General features: G+C 40.0%; 20 protein-coding genes and 1 pseudogene. 7 read left to right on the forward strand and 14 right to left on the reverse strand.

Annotated elements, in window-relative coordinates; genetic code table 11:
* Positions 1–70 precede the first annotated feature (70 nt).
* Genes bioD through bioB form a run of 4 tightly spaced genes read right to left on the reverse strand, consistent with a single transcriptional unit; the run spans position 71 to position 3,703 of the window.
* The gene (gene bioD / locus J8M01_RS19560; protein ID WP_211059038.1) at positions 71–754 is read right to left on the reverse strand and encodes a dethiobiotin synthase; all 684 of its coding nucleotides are present in this window, start codon (positions 752–754) and stop codon (positions 71–73) included.
* Complete coding sequence (locus J8M01_RS19565; RefSeq protein WP_192507392.1) at positions 751–1,536, reverse strand: methyltransferase domain-containing protein; 786 nt, start codon at positions 1,534–1,536, stop codon at positions 751–753. The genes bioD and J8M01_RS19565 overlap by 4 nt, the downstream gene beginning before the upstream one ends.
* The gene (locus J8M01_RS19570; RefSeq protein WP_211059039.1) at positions 1,533–2,666 is read right to left on the reverse strand and encodes an 8-amino-7-oxononanoate synthase; all 1,134 of its coding nucleotides are present in this window, start codon (positions 2,664–2,666) and stop codon (positions 1,533–1,535) included. Before J8M01_RS19570 ends, J8M01_RS19565 begins: the two co-directional genes overlap by 4 nt.
* Positions 2,666–3,703: a biotin synthase BioB gene (gene bioB / locus J8M01_RS19575; protein ID WP_210997600.1), complete on the reverse strand. Its 1,038-nt coding sequence runs from the start codon at positions 3,701–3,703 to the stop codon at positions 2,666–2,668. The genes J8M01_RS19570 and bioB overlap by 1 nt, the downstream gene beginning before the upstream one ends.
* A gap of 122 nt (positions 3,704–3,825) precedes the next feature.
* Here bioB and bioA point away from each other — a divergent pair, with 122 nt between their 5' ends.
* Positions 3,826–5,115 (forward strand): adenosylmethionine--8-amino-7-oxononanoate transaminase, encoded by a 1,290-nt coding sequence (bioA, locus tag J8M01_RS19580; RefSeq protein WP_211059040.1) that lies wholly within the window; start codon positions 3,826–3,828, stop codon positions 5,113–5,115.
* 151 nt (positions 5,116–5,266) lie between these two features.
* The gene (locus J8M01_RS19585) at positions 5,267–6,604 is read left to right on the forward strand and encodes a lysine 2,3-aminomutase (protein WP_192507388.1); all 1,338 of its coding nucleotides are present in this window, start codon (positions 5,267–5,269) and stop codon (positions 6,602–6,604) included.
* 92 nt (positions 6,605–6,696) lie between these two features.
* Here the strand turns inward: J8M01_RS19585 and J8M01_RS19590 are convergent, their stop codons facing one another.
* Positions 6,697–7,140 (reverse strand): GNAT family N-acetyltransferase, encoded by a 444-nt coding sequence (locus J8M01_RS19590; RefSeq protein ID WP_211059041.1) that lies wholly within the window; start codon positions 7,138–7,140, stop codon positions 6,697–6,699.
* A 560-nt stretch (positions 7,141–7,700) separates the two neighbouring features.
* Here J8M01_RS19590 and J8M01_RS19595 point away from each other — a divergent pair.
* From J8M01_RS19595 to J8M01_RS19605, 3 genes are all read left to right on the forward strand, one after another.
* Positions 7,701–8,207 (forward strand): hypothetical protein, encoded by a 507-nt coding sequence (locus J8M01_RS19595; protein WP_192507386.1) that lies wholly within the window; start codon positions 7,701–7,703, stop codon positions 8,205–8,207.
* A 231-nt stretch (positions 8,208–8,438) separates the two neighbouring features.
* Positions 8,439–9,074 carry a hypothetical protein gene (locus tag J8M01_RS19600; protein WP_247671203.1) on the forward strand — a complete coding sequence of 212 codons (636 nt, stop codon included), beginning with the start codon at positions 8,439–8,441 and terminating at the stop codon, positions 9,072–9,074.
* Positions 9,075–9,087: 13 nt separating this feature from the next.
* Positions 9,088–12,309 carry a carboxypeptidase-like regulatory domain-containing protein gene (locus J8M01_RS19605; RefSeq protein WP_211059043.1) on the forward strand — a complete coding sequence of 1,074 codons (3,222 nt, stop codon included), beginning with the start codon at positions 9,088–9,090 and terminating at the stop codon, positions 12,307–12,309.
* Here the strand turns inward: J8M01_RS19605 and J8M01_RS19610 are convergent.
* The gene (locus J8M01_RS19610) at positions 12,293–12,625 is read right to left on the reverse strand and encodes a hypothetical protein (RefSeq protein WP_211059044.1); all 333 of its coding nucleotides are present in this window, start codon (positions 12,623–12,625) and stop codon (positions 12,293–12,295) included. The two genes, J8M01_RS19605 and J8M01_RS19610, sit on opposite strands and share 17 nt — an antisense overlap.
* Before the next feature lie 354 nt (positions 12,626–12,979).
* Here J8M01_RS19610 and J8M01_RS19615 point away from each other — a divergent pair, with 354 nt between their 5' ends.
* A complete protein-coding gene (locus J8M01_RS19615) occupies positions 12,980–13,396 on the forward strand; it encodes a methylated-DNA--[protein]-cysteine S-methyltransferase (RefSeq protein ID WP_247671204.1) in 417 nt (138 codons plus the stop codon).
* A 23-nt stretch (positions 13,397–13,419) separates the two neighbouring features.
* Here J8M01_RS19615 and J8M01_RS19620 read toward each other — a convergent pair whose 3' ends face one another.
* The 5 genes and pseudogenes from J8M01_RS19620 to J8M01_RS19640 all read right to left on the reverse strand — a co-directional run bounded on the left by J8M01_RS19620 (position 13,420) and on the right by J8M01_RS19640 (position 17,223).
* A complete protein-coding gene (locus J8M01_RS19620; RefSeq protein ID WP_211059046.1) occupies positions 13,420–13,581 on the reverse strand; it encodes a hypothetical protein in 162 nt (53 codons plus the stop codon).
* Between the two features lie 284 nt (positions 13,582–13,865).
* On the reverse strand, positions 13,866–14,816 hold the full coding sequence (locus tag J8M01_RS19625; protein ID WP_211059047.1) for a nucleoside hydrolase: 951 nt from the start codon (positions 14,814–14,816) through the stop codon (positions 13,866–13,868).
* A gap of 134 nt (positions 14,817–14,950) precedes the next feature.
* Positions 14,951–15,883 carry a GTP-binding protein gene (locus J8M01_RS19630; protein ID WP_211059048.1) on the reverse strand — a complete coding sequence of 311 codons (933 nt, stop codon included), beginning with the start codon at positions 15,881–15,883 and terminating at the stop codon, positions 14,951–14,953.
* Positions 15,884–15,943: 60 nt separating this feature from the next.
* A pseudogene (locus tag J8M01_RS24385) lies at positions 15,944–16,312 on the reverse strand (DUF6702 family protein).
* Positions 16,313–16,788: 476 nt separating this feature from the next.
* Positions 16,789–17,223: an AAA family ATPase gene (locus J8M01_RS19640; protein WP_192507377.1), complete on the reverse strand. Its 435-nt coding sequence runs from the start codon at positions 17,221–17,223 to the stop codon at positions 16,789–16,791.
* 307 nt (positions 17,224–17,530) lie between these two features.
* Here J8M01_RS19640 and asnS point away from each other — a divergent pair, with 307 nt between their 5' ends.
* Positions 17,531–18,928 carry an asparagine--tRNA ligase gene (gene asnS / locus J8M01_RS19645; RefSeq protein ID WP_192507376.1) on the forward strand — a complete coding sequence of 466 codons (1,398 nt, stop codon included), beginning with the start codon at positions 17,531–17,533 and terminating at the stop codon, positions 18,926–18,928.
* 94 nt (positions 18,929–19,022) lie between these two features.
* Here asnS and J8M01_RS19650 read toward each other — a convergent pair whose 3' ends face one another.
* From J8M01_RS19650 to J8M01_RS19660, 3 genes are all read right to left on the reverse strand, one after another.
* Entirely contained in the window at positions 19,023–19,181 is a 159-nt protein-coding gene (locus J8M01_RS19650) for a hypothetical protein (protein ID WP_210997613.1), read from the reverse strand.
* A 95-nt stretch (positions 19,182–19,276) separates the two neighbouring features.
* Positions 19,277–20,032: a phytanoyl-CoA dioxygenase family protein gene (locus J8M01_RS19655; RefSeq protein ID WP_348772766.1), complete on the reverse strand. Its 756-nt coding sequence runs from the start codon at positions 20,030–20,032 to the stop codon at positions 19,277–19,279.
* 107 nt (positions 20,033–20,139) lie between these two features.
* Positions 20,140–20,907: a type 1 glutamine amidotransferase domain-containing protein gene (locus tag J8M01_RS19660; protein WP_211059051.1), complete on the reverse strand. Its 768-nt coding sequence runs from the start codon at positions 20,905–20,907 to the stop codon at positions 20,140–20,142.
* Positions 20,908–21,018: the final 111 nt, after the last annotated feature.

A 21,018-nucleotide genomic window follows, 5' to 3' on the forward strand; every position in this document is an offset into this window, starting at 1 on the left:
GCTTCAGTACTATCTCCAACCTGTAGCACGCAAAGCCAAAGTGAACCTTTCACTTTGGCTTTTTATGTATTTAAAGATCAATACCAAATAAGTTGGTCAATGCAGCATGGATCTGCAAGGTAGGGGTTTCTTCTGTGTAAGGCGCAACAGCGAGTAAAGGGGCGCTTATTCGCTGTCGAAGAGACGCTAAGTTTTCGTCAAACTCAGCCATATCTCTATCAATCTGATTGGCAATCCAACCTACACACTTTACGCCTTGAGATTGCAAAACCTGCATCGTCAAAAGTGTATGGTTAAGGCAGCCAAGTTTCATACCTACGACCAGTATGACAGGTAATTGCTCAGCAATTACCCAGTCGTAAAGGTATTGTGTATCATTGATTGGTAACGCCCAACCGCCCGCACCTTCCACGAGTCTAAATTCGGCACCCAGGTCATCTAATGCGAGATAGTGCTTGTGCAAAACTTGAACAGAAACTTCAACACCAGCCCGTTTTGCAGCAATATGTGGTGCAATTGGAGGGGCAAAACAAATAGGATTTATTTGCTCATATTTACCGTGTACCGACGCACATTCCATTAGGCTGAGTGCATCTTCGTTGACTAATTGGCCAAAAGCTTCCTCAGCCCCTGCTGCTATGGGTTTAAAGCCCAAAGCTTTCCGCTTGTGCTTGGCTAAAAACTTCAGTAACAAAGAAGTTACGTAGGTTTTGCCAACCTCAGTATCTGTACCTGTAATAAAAAATGCGCTCATCGTTTGAATAACTCCAATAGTGCGACTTGGTAGGTCACAGGCGCACAGCTATCTGTAATTGGATACCCATCAAGTACTTTTCTGTACGCTTTTCGCCCCATCAAGCCTTTCTTTTCTCGGCTACCTTGTAACTTATTTGCTCCAATATGTTTGATTGATTGTATTGCTGCTTTCGCATCAGGATACTCGTCTACCAACGCAATTTGCTTAGCACTGCCAATGTCGAAGCCAGCCTCTGCTGCATACCCAATCAGTGCCGATAAAGTCAAAAAGTGATTAACATGTGTTTCACAATCATTTGCCTGCCATGCTACCGCTATCTCGTTTAGCGAACCAGTTAATACAGATGATAGGACAACCTGCCCTCCTGACTTACATACTCTCGCCAATTCTGTAAACAACTGAGCCGGGGACTGACTCCATTGAATTGCAAAATTTGAAAACACCGCGTCAAAAGTTTCAGATTGAAATGGCAAGGCATCCATATCAGCGCACACACGTCCTGTCGTATTTGGCCCCTGCATTAACATGGCATGACTCAAATCCATATGTACTACATCGGCGGCCCGGGCTGCTAATATATCATGGTGTAATAGTGGCCCCGCCCCCAAGTCTAGTATATACCGATTACTTAAACGCAACTTAGTGAATAATAATGCCGCTGCTTTTGTTTGTACTTTTGCATATTTACCATAATTATCAGCCGCTTTGGAGAAGCATTCAGCCGTATGTTGTTTAATAGCATCTGACATTACACTGCTTTTTGGTGAGTGGCGGTTCATAATACCTCCCCCAAAACTTGTACTAAATAGTGTATATCATCACTTTTATGGGCTGCTGTTAAGGTAACTCTGAGCCGTGCCGTATTGTGAGGTACCGTCGGTGGCCTAATGGCCGTCAACCAAATATTATGTTCTTTAAGCTTTCTCTGAGCCTTTAAAGCATTCTCAGCGGACCCTAACACAATAGGTTGTATCGGTGTGTTCGATGTCAATAAAGGGATATTTACGTTTGCACATAATTGTTGAAATAGCGCAATATTTTCTTGTAACTGAGTACGCGCGTCATCTGCATTAATCACTTTATCTAACTGTTGTAACGCACTATGTGCCATGACTGGCGACATTGCGGTAGAGTATATGTAATCCCTATTTACCTGTACTAGATAGTCAATAACATCGTGGCTAGCCAATACTGCAGCGCCTTGGCAAGCCATTGCTTTACCAAATGTGATCACTAATATGTCCGGTTTGTTCTGTGTTTGTGCACTACCTAGTCCCTGCTTCCCGGTAATACCAAAAGCGTGCGCATCATCAATCATTAACCAAGCACTATGCTGCTGCTTTAATGCATGTAACTGCGCTAATGGCGCGCTATCACCATCCATTGAAAACACCCCTTCACTCACGATCAACTTATTTAATGCGTTACTTTTTTCTAAACGTGCTCGCAAGTGATTCATATCATTGTGATTAAATCGAATGTGCCTTGCATCACTGTGCAATGCGCCATCAATTAAACTGGCATGATTGAGCTTGTCTTGAAAAATAGCACTGTCTTTTGCAACTGATTGTTCATTAAAAAGCGCTTTTAATACACTGCTATTCGCGCTAAACCCACTGCTAAATAACATTGCATCATCGTAACCCAGCAATTGACATAAAGCATGTTCTAGCTTTTTATGAACGTCTAAATATCCCGTTACCAATGAAGAACTTCGGCTCCCCGATAATACGTCGTTAGCCAAAACCGGGCCACCTAAGCCTAAATAATCATTGCTGGCAAAGTTCAAGTAACGTTTTGAGTCAACGTTAATATACCTTGCATCACCGCTTTGTATACATATACGACGGCGCAGCAACGACTTAGTACGTCGTTGCTTGATACTGTGTTCAATAAAATCAAACGCCATTAATTTGCTTCGTAAAATAGCTCTGAGGTTGCTTTATCAGCGATGGCTGAAGATAGAGATGCCTCATAAGCTTCATCAGAATAATCATGACGTTCTTCAGGCTTCATTCCTAACTTTTTCAGTAAGTTCATATCTGCATCCGCTTCAGGATTTTCAGTAGTCAGCAGTTTGTCACCATAGAATATTGAATTGGCACCAGCGAAGAAACACATTGACTGCATTTGCTCATTCATTGCCGTGCGACCTGCAGAGAGTCGTACGTAACTAAATGGCATCATAATGCGCGCTACTGCAATTGTGCGAATAAATTCGAAATGATCTAAATCATCCACATCTTCAAGTGGCGTCCCTTTAACTTTAACCAGCATGTTAATTGGTACACTTTCTGGTTGTTGGTCTAAATTCGCCAATTGAATTAGTAAACCGAAACGGTCAGATGCTTGCTCACCCATACCAACGATACCACCAGAGCATACTTTCATGCCTGCATCGCGTACATGGTCAATGGTGTCAAGTCTGTCTTGATAAGTGCGGGTTGTTATTATTTGCTGGTAATATTCTGGTGAAGTATCTAAGTTGTGGTTGTAGTAATCTAGCCCAGCGTTTTTAAGCGAGTGAGCCTTATCATTGTCTAGCATGCCTAATGTCATGCAGGTTTCTAAACCCAACTCTTTAACTTCTTTAACCATTTTCTCTATATATGGCATATCACGGTCTTTAGGATCTGACCATGCTGCACCCATACAAAAACGCGTTGCACCTTTATTCTTAGCTAAACGCGCTTGCTCCACCACTTTCTCAACTTCCATCAAACGTTCACGTTCAAGGTCTGTTTTATAATGACCTGACTGAGGGCAGTATTTACAATCTTCAGGGCACGCCCCTGTTTTTATTGATAGCAAGGTTGAGATTTGCACTTCATTGGGATTAAAATTTTCGCGATGAATACTTGCAGCCCTAAATAGTAAATCATTAAATGGCATCTCAAATAGTGCTTTTACTTCTTTATGAGTCCAATCGTGGCGAACTGTGATCATATTGTTTCTCTTTATTCTTGTAGCAAGTGTCTAAATTATGTGCACTTAACTTGACGGTGATTGGCTTAGTCTACTGAGTGACGTAGTATTGTCAACGACAAAGCAAGCAGCAGGGTTTACAAGTGAGCAAAAATAACGCAGTTGATTTAGATTTTGACAAAGAGCATATTTGGCATCCTTATACATCCATGATTGACCCACTCCCCGTTTACCCGGTGAGTCATACGGATGCCGCACATATATATTTAGAAACTGGAGAACAACTCATCGATGGCATGGCATCTTGGTGGAGTGCGATTCACGGCTATAATCACCCAAAACTTGTGAAAGCCATCACTGAACAAGCGCAGTCTATGAGCCATGTCATGTTCGGTAGTATTACGCATGCGCCAGCGATCAATTTATGCAAAAAATTAATCAACATAACGCCAGAGCCATTACAAAAAGTATTTTTGGCCGATAGTGGCTCGGTCAGTGTTGAAGTGGCTATTAAAATGGCGCTGCAATTTTGGATGAGTCAAGGGACGCAACATAAAACGAAACTAATGACGGCAAGAAAGGGTTACCATGGAGATACCTTTGCGGCAATGAGCGTATGTGATCCCGTTAATTCAATGCACAGTATGTACCAAGGGTTTTTACCAGAACATATTTTTGTGCCAGCACCAGCATCATCATTTGGCGGTAATATTAATCATGATGAATTAGTAGAATTAGAAAATAGCTTTAAGCTACATCATCATGAAGTCGCGGCGTTCATTATCGAGCCTATAGTTCAAAATGCAGGCGGCATGAATTTCTACCACCCCGCTTATTTAAAAGAGCTACGCATACTCTGTGATAAATATAATGTGTTATTGATCCTCGATGAAATAGCAACAGGTTTTGGCCGTACAGGGAAATTGTTTGCTTGTGAACATGCGAACATAAGTCCAGACATACTGTGCATAGGCAAAGCCTTAACTGGTGGAACCATGACACTATCTGCAACACTTACCACAAACCATGTCGCCACCGAAATAAGTAAAGGCAATGCCGGTGTACTTATGCATGGGCCCACATTTATGGGCAACCCATTAGCCTGTGCTGTGGCGTCAGCAAGCATTGATTTATTATTTGAAAATAACTGGGAAGCGCAAGTAACGAGGTTATTTGGTGCAATGCAACATCTTCGTTTGTGTGAAGAACTCGACGCAGTAGAAAATGTGAGAATACTCGGGGCTATAGGTGTGGTGGAAGTAAAGCACACCGTCAATGTTGCCAAAATTCAGCGATACTTTATAGACCAAGGACTATGGATCAGACCTTTTGGCAAATTAATTTATATTATGCCTCCTTACATTACGTCAAACCAACAAATTCACGCCCTATGTAATGGTATTTATACTGCTTTAGCGCAACAACAGTATTAAAAGACTATGCTCTAAGGGAATAGGGCAAACGGTTTTATTGACTTAACCCTGTCTATCAAATTATTGCAAATTCTAGTATTTACACTGAAATTTGTTCCTAAAGATGATAGACTATGGCCTTTTTGAATCTAGCAAGCTTAAAAGGGCAAATATGCATCAAACCGTCAAATTGCAGCCAGTCGAGGCGTATAAAGCGCCTCGATTTACCGTTTATCAACATCGTCAAATCGACAAGATTGAACAGCTAGACAAGCTACCAGAACACCTTCGTTTCGAAATGAAAGTTGTGGCTAACGTCTTCCCATTTCGGGTAAACAATTTTGTTATCGAGGAATTAATAGATTGGGACAAGGTGCCCAACGATCCAGTATTTCAGCTTACCTTCCCTCAACGTGGTATGCTTGATGATGAATCTTATGATGAAATGGCTGCTTTGTTGCAAGGCGATCATACTCCTGAAGATGTGTTTAATCTTGCCACAGAACTTCGCCAAAAGTTCAACGCACACCCTGCGGGGCAAATGGAAAAAAACGTACCTGAATACGAAGGCGAACGGGTTGACGGTATTCAGCATAAATACAAAGAAACCGTCTTATTCTTCCCTTCTCAAGGTCAATATTGTCATTCTTATTGTACTTTTTGTTTCCGCTGGGCCCAATTTGTAGGCAAAGCAACTCGATTCAACAATAATGATGAAGAACTGTTACATAACTATCTTGCAGAACACACCGAAGTCACTGATTTACTCATGACCGGTGGTGATCCGATGGTAATGCGTACCGTTAAATTACGTAAATATTTAGAAGCATTAAAAGAACCCCGCTTTGACCATATTCGCACTATTCGTATTGGTACTAAATCTTTAACGTTCTGGCCATTCCGTTACGTTACTGATCCAGATGCACAAGAGTTACTCGCGCTTCTTAAGGAGCTAGTTGATGCAGGCAAACATGTATCCATCATGGCGCATATCAACCACAAGCAAGAATTGCGTACCGAAGTAACTAAAGAAGCCATCCGTTTGATCCGTCAAACTGGTGCACAAATAAGAACCCAAGCTCCTCTTCTGAACAACATCAATACAGACCCTAAAATGTGGTCTGAAATGTGGAAAGAACAAACTCAAATGGGCATGATCCCTTATTATATGTTCATTGAACGTGATACCGGTGCCAAGCGTTACTTTGAGTTGCCGCTTTATAAAAACTGGGAAATATTCCGTGAGGCTTATAAAGAAGTATCTGGCGTAAGTAGAACTGTGCGAGGCCCTTCAATGAGCGCTGGGCCCGGTAAAGTAGAAGTATCAGGTGTCAGTGAAATAAACGGTGAGAAAGTATTTGTTTTACGCTTTATTCAAGCCAGAAACCCTGATTGGGTACAGCGGCCTTTCTTTGCAAAATACGACGAGAAAGCCACTTGGCTTGATGGCTTAGTCCCCGCGTTTGGAGAAGAAAAATTCTTCTGGCAAGATGAATACGACGCAATGTAAATATTTATATATACATTAAACAGATGCATTACAAAGCCGATTAAATTGCAGGTTCAATTTTATCGGCTTTTTAAATGAACATACATTTTTGCTCACGTGACATCAGGCTTAATGACAAACCCTTTCTCAATACCACTTTTGAACCCTACAGACTCATAAACACGGTGCGCCGCAGTTAATTTTTCACCCGATAATAGCATCACTTTACAACAACCTAGCTGCCATGCCAACGCAACAGCATATTCTAGTACCTGGCGACTAAACCCTCGTCTACGAAACCCACTTCCTGTGACTACATGTTCTATGATTGCAAATGGTTTTCCACCATTTGCAATGCTCCTATTTAAACCTAACGCACATGTTGCGGCTATCTTCCCCCCTGCTTCTGCAACAATTATATGGGAATGCTCATCATCTATTAATTCCGCCCATTTCTTTTTCATAACTTCCAGTTCAAGTACTGGATCATGTGGCCTAAGCTCCTCATACAACCCCAATACACCAATTAAATCATTTATATTTGCTAATCTGATCATAACCGCCACTGATTTGTCGTTCTATCACTATGAAACGGCTTATTAGACACCACCTCACAGTACATTTGTCCCTAACTTTTGACCATAAATAAAATTTACTGTTGCGTCAACCATTTACCCCTCGTAACTTATTTTTGACCGCTTGATTTGCTTCATTAAACGTTGTTTATATAAAGGAAAGAAAATCCACCCAAATGAACTAAGCCAAGACTAAATTTGGCTCAGAGTACCTATTTAACTGCTAATTATTTAACCTTTCTCAATAAATATTAAAAACAAATAAACTTTATTGTAATAAAAACAACATTAAATTTTTGCATACTGTGAATGTATTTATTTACCTACAAACAATTAGTTAGGTAAATGGTATTGGTTTATGTAACTTGGTTTGTTACATTTTTATTGCAGGAAATGTCAACATGTGAAAATAAAGTATTTTTGATCTGAATCAAACTATGTTTAAATTGCTTTTCAAGGACTCAAAAACTTATTCTTTTAATAACAATAAGTTTGCTACATGGAGGTGTATTTTAAGAACAACAATCATTGTGGTAATCAATATGAATAAAAAACTACTTTTATCTGCAGTACTCGCACTATCATCAACATCTTTACTTGCGTCTAACCAAACATTTCAAGCCAGCATCAATGGTTGGAGTGAACCCACATTTGCAGAAACAAATGCGCTACATTTCGGTAAGATTCGTCTTGCTGCAGGATCAGCCTGTACCATGGATAACGCAGGGGCGGTAACCGGCGACTGTGATGCATCTGATGCAAATATTCAACTTGGTGGTATTACAGTGTCGGGTTTAGCACCAAACTCGGCAATGAATATTACCGTTTCAGGTAGTTCAAGCGCCAATTTAACTTTTGCACCAGCAACGACCGCAACTGACGGCACATCAACGGAAACCACTGCGGATGGCGTTGCAAGTGCATTCACAACTGATGGTTCTGCGTCTGATATTACTATCAATGTATACGGTCAAATGACGGTTGATACAGCGCTAACGGCTGGTGGTGACTATGACGTAGACTATACTGTAGATGTGTCATTCCAATAAATTTATGACCTTTATTCAATGAGTTAAATAATTTTGTTTCATTCGAACTTGTGGAATGTCACTCCGCAAGTTCATTTCTTTTTTTAGTCTGTAAGCTGTATTATGACCTGCAAAAAACACATCGCTCTTCTGCTCGCTTTATCATTAGTATTCTCCAGTAAGGTATTCGCCAATTTAGCACTATCTGAATACCGTTTATATTTTGATAATCGTACAAAAAATAATTCTCTTATGATCAGGAATACATCTGGTAAAACGTTAGATTTTAGATTAGTACTTACGCATAAAGATATGACGGAAGACGGCGCACTCATTGATGTACCACTGTCTGAAGTTACAGGACGCTCCGCCAAAGGCATGCTCAGATTTTCTCCAAGAAGAGGCCAAATTGCAGCTAAAGAAGTACAAGCTATTCGAATGACGGTTCGTAAAAAAGCCGACTTATCGCATGGTGAATACAGAGCAGTTTTAAGGATCATCGCCTCGGAATCTCAAGACCCGAATGCCTCAGGGATCAGTATCAAGCCCAAAGTTGCCTATAGTGTCCCCGTCATAGTAAGGCATGGTCAACTAGAGGTTAGTTCTCAACTTATCAATCCACAACTTGTTACACAAAATGGCCGCTCGAATGTGTTGGTATGGCAAACTCTTCAAGGCAATCGCTCTTTATACGGTGATTTCAAAATACTCGATAGTGACAAACAAATTGTAGGTGAAATCAGAAACGTGGGCGTATATACGCCACTGAATAGACGGAAAGTGTTCATCCCACTACAAACGTCAGTTCAAGGGCCGGTCACGATTCAATATATTGAGAATAATAAGTATGGCGGTTCTATTGAGTTAGAAGTACCGATGCAACTTTAGGCGCTACTTCAACTTGATCAACACATTATTATATAGACTACAGCTTATCGTGATTGTGGGCTGTGTTCTCTTTAGTTTGCCATTACACGCACAACCGTTACAACCTTTGTATCAGTGGACTGTTGACGATGATGCTTTTGTCATCGTCAATGTTAAATTGAATGGCAGCTCGGTCATATCCGATATGGAGGCGTACTACACAAAAGATAATCGACTGTTAGTGCCAATACACTCGGTGAGCACAACATTAGGTATTACATTAACCATAAAAAACAACATGCTCATAGGCCAACTAGAACATAGTGACAACCCCTTTTCAGCGGTATTACACAACAATGGGGGCGCTCAAAACGCATGGCTTTGGGCAAAAGACGACTTTGATCATTATATTGACCTCGAGATATTAAATAGCGTATTAAAAACCCAATCTAAATTTAACTACTCACTCATGCAGCTTTCTTTTACAAGTTCGCTTTTAAAAGCTAAAAATAATAACGCGACAAGTACACCTGTTAGTTATCGTAATAAGGCCATCCAATTTGACCACAGTATGCCTGATTTATACCAAGCAATTTCCTACCCTATTACTGAATACGCATTAAATACCAGTTATAGCTCGCGTACAAAACGCTCAAAAGGGTTAGTGAGACTTAACAGTTACTTTGACTTACTTGAACATCAAGCCGAGTTGCGCTTTAACCAAAATAAGAATCAAACCAGTACTTTTTTCAAAGTTAAAAAACACATTGATTTATTTAATAGTGATGAGCGACTTATCAATACCCATTATCAAGTGGGTGATATTCAATCTAGCAGAGATCCACTCGTCATGTCTGCGACTCAAGGTCGTGGCGTTACCTTCTCAAATACAAATCCAAATACATCGCAAAGTTTCTCGACCATAACCATCGAGGAACCCACCCTCCCAGGTTGGATAGCCGAACTCTACCGCAATGGGCAATACATTGCGTCATCAGTTTCCCAGAATGAGAATGTAGTCCGCTTCGAAGACATTGAAACCTTCTATGGTAACAACGTATTTGAGATCAGACTATTCGGCCCACAAGGCGAACAACTCACTAAGAAACAAAAAGTAACCGTGGGAGAAAATGCACTTGCTCCAGGTAAATTCAGCTATAAACTTGAAGCGATAGATGCCCAAACAAGTTTATTCGGTAATAAACAATCTAATACAACGCCTTTTGAACACGCTTTAAATGCTAATCTTTCATATGGTTTAACTGACAAACTCACGTTCGACTCAAGTATAAGTGCCTTAAACGCCGAACACCCTAATCGCTATATAAGTGCGGGCATTAATGGAATTTCTGATAGTGGCAGCTATAAAGTCATTGCAGCCAAACAACTCTCAGCTGGGCACGCATTATTTACCGGTTATCGAGGTATCATAACTGGTCTAACGGACCATGACATTAACATCAATGCACAGGCGAGTTTAATCGACAACTTTACCAGCGCTATTTTCTCAAAACAAAAACACTTACTTAAAAGGCGCATGTCTGTGTCTCTTAATGGAAAGTCATCATGGATAAGTGACCTTAATTGGGACTTTCGTTGGCTCAATGAACATCGAAATAACAAGTCCGAACGTAATATTACCTCTTTTGGCATCAATAAGAATTACCTCGGTGGCACCTGGTCGAGTCAATTTCAGTATGATGACTCTCAAGATATGCTGACAAACCGTGCTTACTGGTCTCTTGATCTCAAAGGCTGGCGATGGACAAATTCAGTTGATTGGCTGCCAGTAAATGACCGTAAATTGAAAAGTTTCAGAAGCAATTTACGGTGGCCACAAACCCAAGATAGCTTCAACCAAACTCAAATCTCATACAACCCAAATGCCAATGCTAAATTATTGCTAGGGCATCAATACACTTATCGACATCATGATTTTAATGTTAACTTTTCAGGTCAATACGACAGTGAAGATGATTGGCAAATATCGGTTGGTTTAAGCGGTACATTTAGTTTTGATCATGTTGAAAACACATTTGAGTTTGACTCTCCTAGGGCACTTAGTAGTGGGCAACTTGAAGTATTATCATTCGTTGATTGGAATAATAACCAAGTCTTTGATAGCGACGACCAACCTGTTTCTGATGCTATTTTAACGGGTAATTATCGCTGGAAAGACCTAAAAACCAATGATAATGGTCGAATACTGCTACCCAGCAGCAGTGGAGGACAAATTTTGGAAGTCGACGTTCGTTCACTCTCCAATCCATACTATCAGTCATCATATGGTAAAATAAAAACCCTCTCGCACCGTGGCGGCATTAGTCGAGTGAATGTACCCATCTCTGTTTTCAATGAGGTTGAAGGCACGCTCTATTTTGCAAATTCAAATGCAAGTAAGCCAGCTGCTGGGGTGTCTGTTATGCTATTAGATGTAAATGGTGATATTCAATATGAGACAATCTCAGAGTATGACGGATACTACTTTTTCTCCAATGTTTCTGCCGGTAAGTACACGGTTAAAATAGAGTCTAATCAGCTTAACATAGCTAATTTAATAGTAAAAAACCTACCTAATGAAATAATAACACCAAAAACCGGTGACACACTGATCCTAAAAGATATCATTTTATTGGAACAGCATGAGCAGCTGGAACACTCTCATATACTGACAAATCAAGATATTTCTGAGAATAGCTACTTTGTACAGCTCGGTGTTTTCAAAAAGTTCTCTTCTGCGCTAATTGTTGCCAAAAACGTACCAAACAACCTCAATGCGTTACACATTTATCATAATCAGTTAAATATGAATTACTATTTAGTATCAGGATCATACGCCTCTAAAGCGCTTGCGCAACAGGCTATCAATTCAGTATACGCAGTGCCATCCTTATTCGGCAGTTTCATGGTTGATGCAAGACGCTATGACGCTAAAACCTGGCATAACCTTGGTACAATTAATCAAGATAGCAACCACCGCTATTTTTTCTGTGAATATGCACGCTACCGGTCAGCAAAACAACTCAATAGTGCTTTAATAAACTCAATAGATACCCTCTTTATTCTTAAATTAAATCGCAACGCTAAAGCCAATTTTCAAGTGCTTTCCGGTCCACATGATAGCAATAAGGGTAAACAATGTGATCCACATACAAGTCAATTAATCAAGTCACCGCTGAAGGTTGAAAAGCTCAGTTGGCATGGTGTTATTTCAGGTTTACGAGATGCTCGTGAAAAGGTTACTGCAGAGGATTAAACACCACGTTATGTGTTTTATTAAAGCTATCTAATTGAGAACAGTGTACTTCGCATTGCGCCCCAAATGATTCTAAAACCCACTTGCTTTCTATTACCTTTATATAACACGCAGATCTAATTTCATCTTGTTTTTTCGCTGAAATCACCCGACACATGCTAAAGCTGCCTAATACAGTTATCTGAGCATCAAAATATGACGTTTGTGCAATGACACCCGCTTTAAAACCTTGATTGGTAGCATGAACCCGTTTTTGCAAATTTAATGAGATGAAAAGCAAGCTTATGAGCAGTGCGGTTAATAATTTATGTTGCATCGTTAAAACTCAGGGTTTATATGCTTATAAGTGTAGTGCAACATCAACCATTCAACGAATGTGTAGAGCGTCTATTTACAGCACTAAACACGTAAAACCTAAAAACACAAACGCATTACTAGCATCACTAACACTTTTCTGCATCGTGAGACCGTTTCCGAACGGCAAAAGGAACTTCCTACTATCTGATTTAATTGATATTATCGCAGGTAATATGTTCCACCTCTGATCTCAGCTTGGTTTATCACGTCAATGAAGAATATAAATATCCAATATTTTAAACACCCTTACGCAGAGTTTATTCTTGGTTCCTTTGACAACACCTTATGTTTGTGTGACTTCAGGTATAGAGCGATGAGGCGCACGATCGATACGCGGATCAAGCATGCCCTCAATGCGGATTTCATAGAAAAAAGTGACGGTATTACAACCGCAGCTGAGCAGCAACTTACGCAGTATTTTATGGCCGAACGCCGCCATTTTGATATTCCTTTACGCATGGTTGGTAATGATTTTCAGCAGTCTGTGTGGCAAACACTTACCAGTATTCCTTATGGCGGCACTGCAACATATGACGATTTGGCTAAGCACTTACCAGCAAAGTACACCACCCAAAATATACACCATGCTAACGGGGCAAATGCATTGGCTATCATCGTACCTTGTCATCGGATTCTAGACATTTCAGGGTCCCTCGTAGGCTACGGTGGAGGCTTATCATTAAAGAAACGTTTGCTTGATTTGGAGCATAATCTCTTCAATCCACTGTAGCCTAAAGAATATCATTCCACCCGTTACAGTTGTGCGCAGTTTTTGCTAGGTTTGATTTCTACATATTTAAACTCAGCAAGTCCATTCTCAATTCGATAATCTGAGTGTGACAATTGTAAAACAAGTAACGCGTATTGCTCTGTTGGCGCGCAAAAAAACCGGCATGATTCGCTATTAATACACATACTTTGTTGCCTATAAGTAGCAATATTCCTGCATAATACCAAGCAGATTCATTCTTATAATTTGAGTTATCAATTAGCTGTGTTTTAAAAATCGTCGCGAATTTTGTCGCTCGCTTAAAAAACGGATCCTTATGGGTGATTAAGCTTAGCTTTAGTAACATATACGTACATGGCAAGTATTTGTTATGCGCTAAGCGAATCCCTTCGTTATACTTAATTTAATGGGATTTAGACAGAGTGGGCAAATACAGAGCCTGCGCGCGCCCAATCAACCTGTTTGCGCACTATGTTAAACTGTTCATGTACAAATTTAATAATGCTTCGCTGTCTACATTAGTACAAATTGTTTGCTTTGGATAATTGCTCCACTCGTCAATTGGGAATAGTCTATCGCTTTGTTTAAATAAAGTATGCCCGGTTGCCACACCCTCAGTAACGACTCTTATGTTGCCTCGTTCAGTTGTAAATATTTCAGGTGCAATCGCATACACGATTGCCGATGAGTCATGTACATAAAATCCATCCAAACCTAAGTCCGCATGATAAAAGTGTGCGTAAAACGCTGATATTTCAGAAATGAATGCGCCATACTTCGGTGATTTACTCTTAAGTTTATTGATATATGCGTTAGTCATAATTGATTGCTGAGTGACATCTAAACCGACCATGGTCACAGGCCAATCAGCAGATACAACAATATCTGCCGCATGCGGGTCGCCATAAACATTTGCTTCGGCAAACGGTGTCAAATTACCTGAATGTCCATTGAAGCCAAAAGCGCCCCCCATGATAACCACTTCTTTGACCAACGAAGCAATTTCCGGTGACTTGTTTAATGCGAGTGCTAAATTAGTTAAACGACCTATCGCAACAAGTGTGATGTCGTGAGGATGCGCTTTAACACTATTTATAATATAGTCATGGGCCGTTTGACTTACCGCTTGGCTTTGTTGTTCAGTCGGAATAACAATATTACCCAACCCATTATCTCCATGCACAACCGTCGCTGGAAGGCTGGCTGGCAGTACCAATGGAGTATTAGCACCTTGTGCTACGATTGCTTTTAAACTGAACTTATCCTTTAAATAAAGTGCGTTACGTGTGCTATTTTCAATCGATGCATTACCAAACGTTGTTGTTATTCCAATTAAATCAACTGCATCACTTGCGTCAGCAAGCAAAATGGCCATAGCATCATCGATGCCCGGATCCGTATCTATTATTATTTTTTTCATAACATCCCCTTAACTATTAATGCTTGTTAATTTTGGCAATAAAGTTGATTATTACACACTGTATAATATTCAAGAATTAAACGAATTGCACCCATAATTAAAACGTTCCAAATAGTATTTTAATAATGTTTATTCTAACTAAAAGCGCAGAACGACCCTTCTACTGATACCAAATGTAGACTTTGCTTAATCGCATCCTCTAATACGTTTTTTTCACTCCCAGGTCCAATTGTGAGTAGTTTTGCACCAGTCGTGGGTGACCCTTTATATGGCCTTACGTAAACTTCTCCATCAGGACAGCGCTCAAAGTATGTAAAATGTGTTTCATTTGCTATTTGAGTGCACCCTTTCACACGTAAAATAGTACTGGGCAACAGCGTACATATTTCCTTAATACAGCTATATACAGGCAAATTAGGTAAATCAGTTGAGCAAGAAGCCCAATGCGCTTTGTGATGTGCGAGCTTTTTAATATCGTTATCAATAGGCGTAACTTCAGGTAATTGTGACAGATCCAGTGTGTCGATGGGTAAAATCGTGGCACTTGGGTTAATGGCTTTAATTTCATCAGTCACCTGAGCAACTCTACTTAAGGGTGATTGCTCTAAATGCGCCAAAGCGATTATTGAAGATACTTGAATTTGGTTCGCTTCCAGCTCATTATGTTCACCTCGCGTTTGCCAGTTTTTTACGTCAACAACAGACAGTTGAATCGGCGGTAAAAATCTTGCGTCTATCCCCACACCTAAAAACCCCATTAATGAACAGGCATCGGTGGTGCCATTTGCTTCTATTAACGTGATACCTTTTGGCCGACTAGGGATCCTATTAACCGTATCTCGTAACTGAGATATACCACTGCAACAAATACAGCTTCCACTTAATGACTTTAACGACTTAGGGTCAATATCATCACTGAGTTGATCAATATCTAAGTTAGCGTTTTCGTAGTCGTTTAATATAACAAATGGCTGCCAGTTTTGCACTAACGCACTCTTAATGAGGTTTTTTAAAAGGGTCGTTTTCCCTGCACCTAAGAAACCGACGATGACAACGATTGCTTCCACAGCGAACCTCCAAAATAAAAGCGTGCCTCAGCCAAAAGTGACCTCGGCACTGCGGGTAAATTACAACTTGGCGATTAACCAATTTTTATGCATTGAAAAATATAAGGTACGCACCTTTCCTTTGCCTTCAATATTGACCATATTCACTTGGGTTGGCCATAAATTTCTCAGCGTACCGTTAAATAACTTAATCCCTTGTATATTTTCGGGTAAATTAGCTTCTTGCTATACTCAAAAAAACTGACCGTCGACTTCATACCCTACATTGTTTAATATCAGCGCTTGCTCAGATAAGTCTCGCGCAAAAAACTGCTGTGAAACATACTTTGCAAACTGTTGTTGAGTCTGTTTAGAATCCAAAATATCTGCTTTTTTATTAAATAATTTCTGCACAGCATGCTTGGTATCGTGCAAATGAAATAAAAGCATTCCAAACTAAACTCGAAGAAAACCTATTAACGTATTGGCCAACTCCTGTAAAGCTGGCCATCAAAACATCGGTTAATCAAGGTAAATAAGTGTCTAATACAATAAAATATTTAGCTAATGGCTAAGTGACAATTGACCATCTTCACCCTTTCTTAGGGTCGTATACATATATAACTAGCCTACACTCTATTACCAAATAAGTGTATGAAAAGCGGCAATTCAACAAACGTTGAGCAATTACTTTAAAGATAAAATGGTGGACCGTGATAATTAATGACATTATATGCAGTGGTTAACCGCCTAAAGGGTGTCAAGCGCCTAAGTAAGCTATTTTTTCTGTGATATTAAGCTGCTAGATTGAAAATACTAATACTTGGCCTGCGCGCTCACTCATTTGCAAAACACCTAAAAAAGCACCTAAAACAAAGCCGACTTTCAAAGTCGGCTTAATTAACACACTGTATTAAATCGCAACACTACCACTCAAACATATATGCCATTTTACTAATGGTTTTTAACGCCACGCCATGGGTATTTCGCTTTGCATACAGGTGTTGCAGTGATTTATCTTTCACTTCTCCAACAATTACCTCTTTTACTTGGTAGCCCATTGCCGTCGCTGCAGTGCTATAAGCCACAAACTCCCATTTACGAATGTTGGTGTTATCGAGAATAATCAGTGGGATCCCTTCTGCCAACGCATTAATAAAGCGCGCCAAGTTTAAATTATGAAACTGGGGCAATTTGAACTTTTGAAAGTGGTATTCACCTTCTTCATTATAAAAGTAGTCATCGGTTGAACAGATAAAAAACTGGCTCTCGTCACCCCCAACCATCTCATCAGATAGAGACTCAGCGTAGTGACTTTTACCGCTTCCCGGCAACCCTCTCAGGATAAAAACTTGTTTCATCGACAATTGTTATTACCTATGCTCTTAAGCAAATAAAGTGAGTCTTACTACGGTTATAATGCCATAAATCTTTAGAATAATCATGAACTATAGCTGACTCATAAAGCAATTATCCTAAAGCGAACAAATTACACTCGAAAAAAATGTAAAACTGTCGTTAATTTCAATAAATTTGGGACTAGATGTAAAAGAGTTGCCTCAGGCGGTTTTTTTATTGCCGTATCAAAGGTAAGATACGGTTCTTGTGCCTACGAATGACCGTAGGTACACTCGATTAATTTAGGTAACTTATATCATTGGAGTGAAGATGAGCCACATAGCGATAACGGAGCTACTAAAAGGCACCGTTGCGGTAGACAGCCAAGTAACAATTAAAGGTTGGATCCGTACACGCCGCGATTCAAAAGCAGGTATTTCTTTCTTAGCCGTTCATGACGGTTCTTGTTTTGACCCTATTCAAGCTGTCGTACCTAATTCGCTCAATAATTATGACGAAGTTACGAGTTTAACCGCGGGTTGCTCTGTGAAAGTAACGGGTGTGCTTGTACAATCTGAAGGTACTGGTCAATCGTACGAAATTCAAGCAAACTCAGTTGAAGTACTTGGTTGGGTAGAAAACCCAGATACATACCCAATGTCTGCAAAGCGTCACAGTATTGAATACTTGCGCGAACATGCTCATTTACGACCTCGTACGAACGTAATAGGCGCTGTTACACGTGTTCGTAACTGTTTATCACAAGCATTACATCGCTTCTTTCACGAACAAGGTTACATGTGGATCAGCACACCAATCATCACAGCAAGTGACTGTGAAGGTGCGGGTGAGATGTTCCGTGTTTCAACACTGGATATGAATAACTTGCCTCGTACTGATAAAGGCGATGTAGATTACAGTGAAGATTTCTTCGGTAAAGAAGCATTCTTAACGGTTTCTGGTCAGCTAAATGGCGAAACATACGCCAGTGCAATGTCGAAAATTTACACCTTTGGTCCAACTTTTAGAGCTGAGAATTCAAATACATCTCGTCACCTAGCTGAATTTTGGATGGTTGAACCAGAAGTAGCATTTGCCGACTTAGATGACGTAGCAAACCTTGCTGAAAGCATGCTGAAATATGTATTCAATGCTGTATTAACAGAACGCCGTGATGATATGGAGTTTTTCGCTCAACGAATCGAAAAAACCGCAATCTCGCGCCTTGAAGAGTTTGTAGAAAAAGACTTTGCACAAGTTGATTATACCGACGCAATTACCATTTTAGAGCAATGTGGTAAAAAGTTTGAATTTCCAGTTAAATGGGGCGTTGATTTACAATCTGAGCATGAGCGTTATTTGGCTGAGGAACACTTTAAGTCGCCAGTTGTCATTAAAAACTACCCACGTGACATTAAAGCATTCTACATGCGTCAAAACGAAGATGGTAAAACAGTCGCAGCCATGGATGTAGTCGCCCCAGGTATTGGTGAAATTATTGGTGGTTCTCAACGTGAAGAACGGTTAGATGTTCTTGATGCACGTTTAGAAGAAATGGGTCTAAATAAAGAAGATTACAGCTGGTATCGCGATCTTCGTAAGTATGGCTCAGTGCCACATTCAGGTTTTGGACTTGGCTTTGAGCGTTTAGTTGCGTATGTTACTGGTATGGGTAATGTCCGTGATGTTATCGCTTTCCCACGTACCAAAGGCAGCGCAACGTACTAAGGTCATGCTCAATAGCCAGTGACACGTACAAAATAAAAAACCCTGCTCGGCAGGGTTTTTTATTTTAGCTATCTTTTAGTATCTCAACCAACCACTATGGACAAAGCCAGCCTGTTGGGCATCGACACTCACTCAGTGGTCCAAATGTATTGGGATAAAGACGGCCGCCCGCTACTTGTGGCGTATTCTCTGATGCTAAGTCTAACTTCTTATCAAGCAATTTTAGTTTAGATTTTTTTAATTTTAATTTCATAACAATATCCTTTTATTTATTATTGCACTACCATCCTATAGTGTCCTAGGTTAAATAACAACCTAGACAGTTCCTACTAGGTGGACTCGAGTGCGTTATGAAATAAACACATTCGTATTTACAAAAAGTGATGGATTTTCGAGTTCTTTTAACGTTAGTTCACTAGGCAAAATATCTCGGCTTATATATTTCTCGAACATGGGATCTGGATCACATAACAGTATATCTAAGGCAAACCGATTTTTGCCATAAAGACCTCGATGGATCATGTTAGCGAAAAAAACCAGTATATCTCCGGCCTTTAAAGAAATTTTAACTGCACCTTCTATTTCTTCATCGTTTGTATGACCATTTTTTTGCAACCTAATATCTAGCTCGCCATTACGGTCCCAACGTTTATGGGTTTCCGGTACTAGCTCTACGCCGGGGTCATCTGTCAAAGCCACTCTATAATGCACAACATTAGGGCCTGTTAGCGCCAATTTTTGCTCTTCAATTGTTAGATGATATTGTGAGTCTCTATGCCAATAATTTGCTTGATTGGGATTCAAAGGATCGAAAAATAGCTGAGTATTCATAAATGCCGCATCAGGTCCAAGTGTATCATCAATGATATGACGCAATTTATGAGACCCAATCACATTAAAAAGTATTGCACGCTTGCCCTCAGGTAAATGCGCTTGATGAGTTAAATAAGCGGAATTTATCGCTCCATTTTTATATGCTTCGTCGTTTTTTTTCTTCCATAATTTATGGTAGTACTGCGTAGCTTCCTTAATTGGCGCTAACTCCTTGGCAGTCAGCGCATTTCTAATCACAGCAAAACCACTTTTTTCAAACTCTAACGTCACGTCCACACCTTTCTAATAATATGTTGCACCCGATTTGCACTGAACATTACCCCCTTCGAATAAATTTCAATCATTAATTTATAATGATTAAATCTTTATCAAATATATCAATGCTTACTACCCAATTCTCGTAACCTAATCATCTCTTTTGCCACTAGTGCCGCTGACGGTAAGAACATAGTACTGACAATTCTTTGGTCAACAATAACCTCATGCTTATCAACCAATAGTTCTTTATTTTGTGCTTTTGCGCCATTTTTGTTTAACTGGCTTTCTACCAAAAATGGTAACAAAGTGCCCTGCTTCGCCCATGACTTTGATTTTTCTGTTGAGTCAGGAAAACCGGCTACTTTCTTTCCTTGCACTAAGTATGCGCCACTCGGTAAAATCACATTTGCAAATGCTCCAGCGCCATGGCCACTTGATCCAATAATTCCTCCAGCTTGATACACAGCAGCAATGATGGTTTGCATACTTTTATTGTTAGCAATATCAAATAAGGGACCATAACCTCCTCCAATAAATACGCCCCAATATTGACTCAAGTCTAGCTGTTTAGGTTTTAAAGTTCGCTGTGTTTTATCAGCAAACCCTTCATATTTAATTGTATAGCTGCTGATCCCAACGGGGTTCATCATAAATTCAGCCTTTCCGCCATTGGGTGAAACAAAGTCAACAGAATACCCATGACTCATGAAAACATGGTGTGGAGGCGCGACCTCCCATAAATTATTCCGTGCATCATGTTTTTCTGGATCCCCCATATCTAAAGTATTCGATACCATGATCAGCACTTTCTTTTGCTCTATTGCAACCACCTCTCCCACATAACACACCAATATCCACGCAATTAAGAGCCCACTTATCGTTTTCATAATTTCCCTACCTAATTGTTAAATGCCTCCTCTTAGACGCTGTGATTTAAAGAAAGGTTTAAATCCACTTCAGGAGATTAACAAAGTCTTGGTATCTAAAACTAGGTTACG

The sequence above is a fragment of the Pseudoalteromonas sp. MMG005 genome (assembly GCF_018101015.1).
Lineage (GTDB): Bacteria > Pseudomonadota > Gammaproteobacteria > Enterobacterales > Alteromonadaceae > Pseudoalteromonas > Pseudoalteromonas aurantia.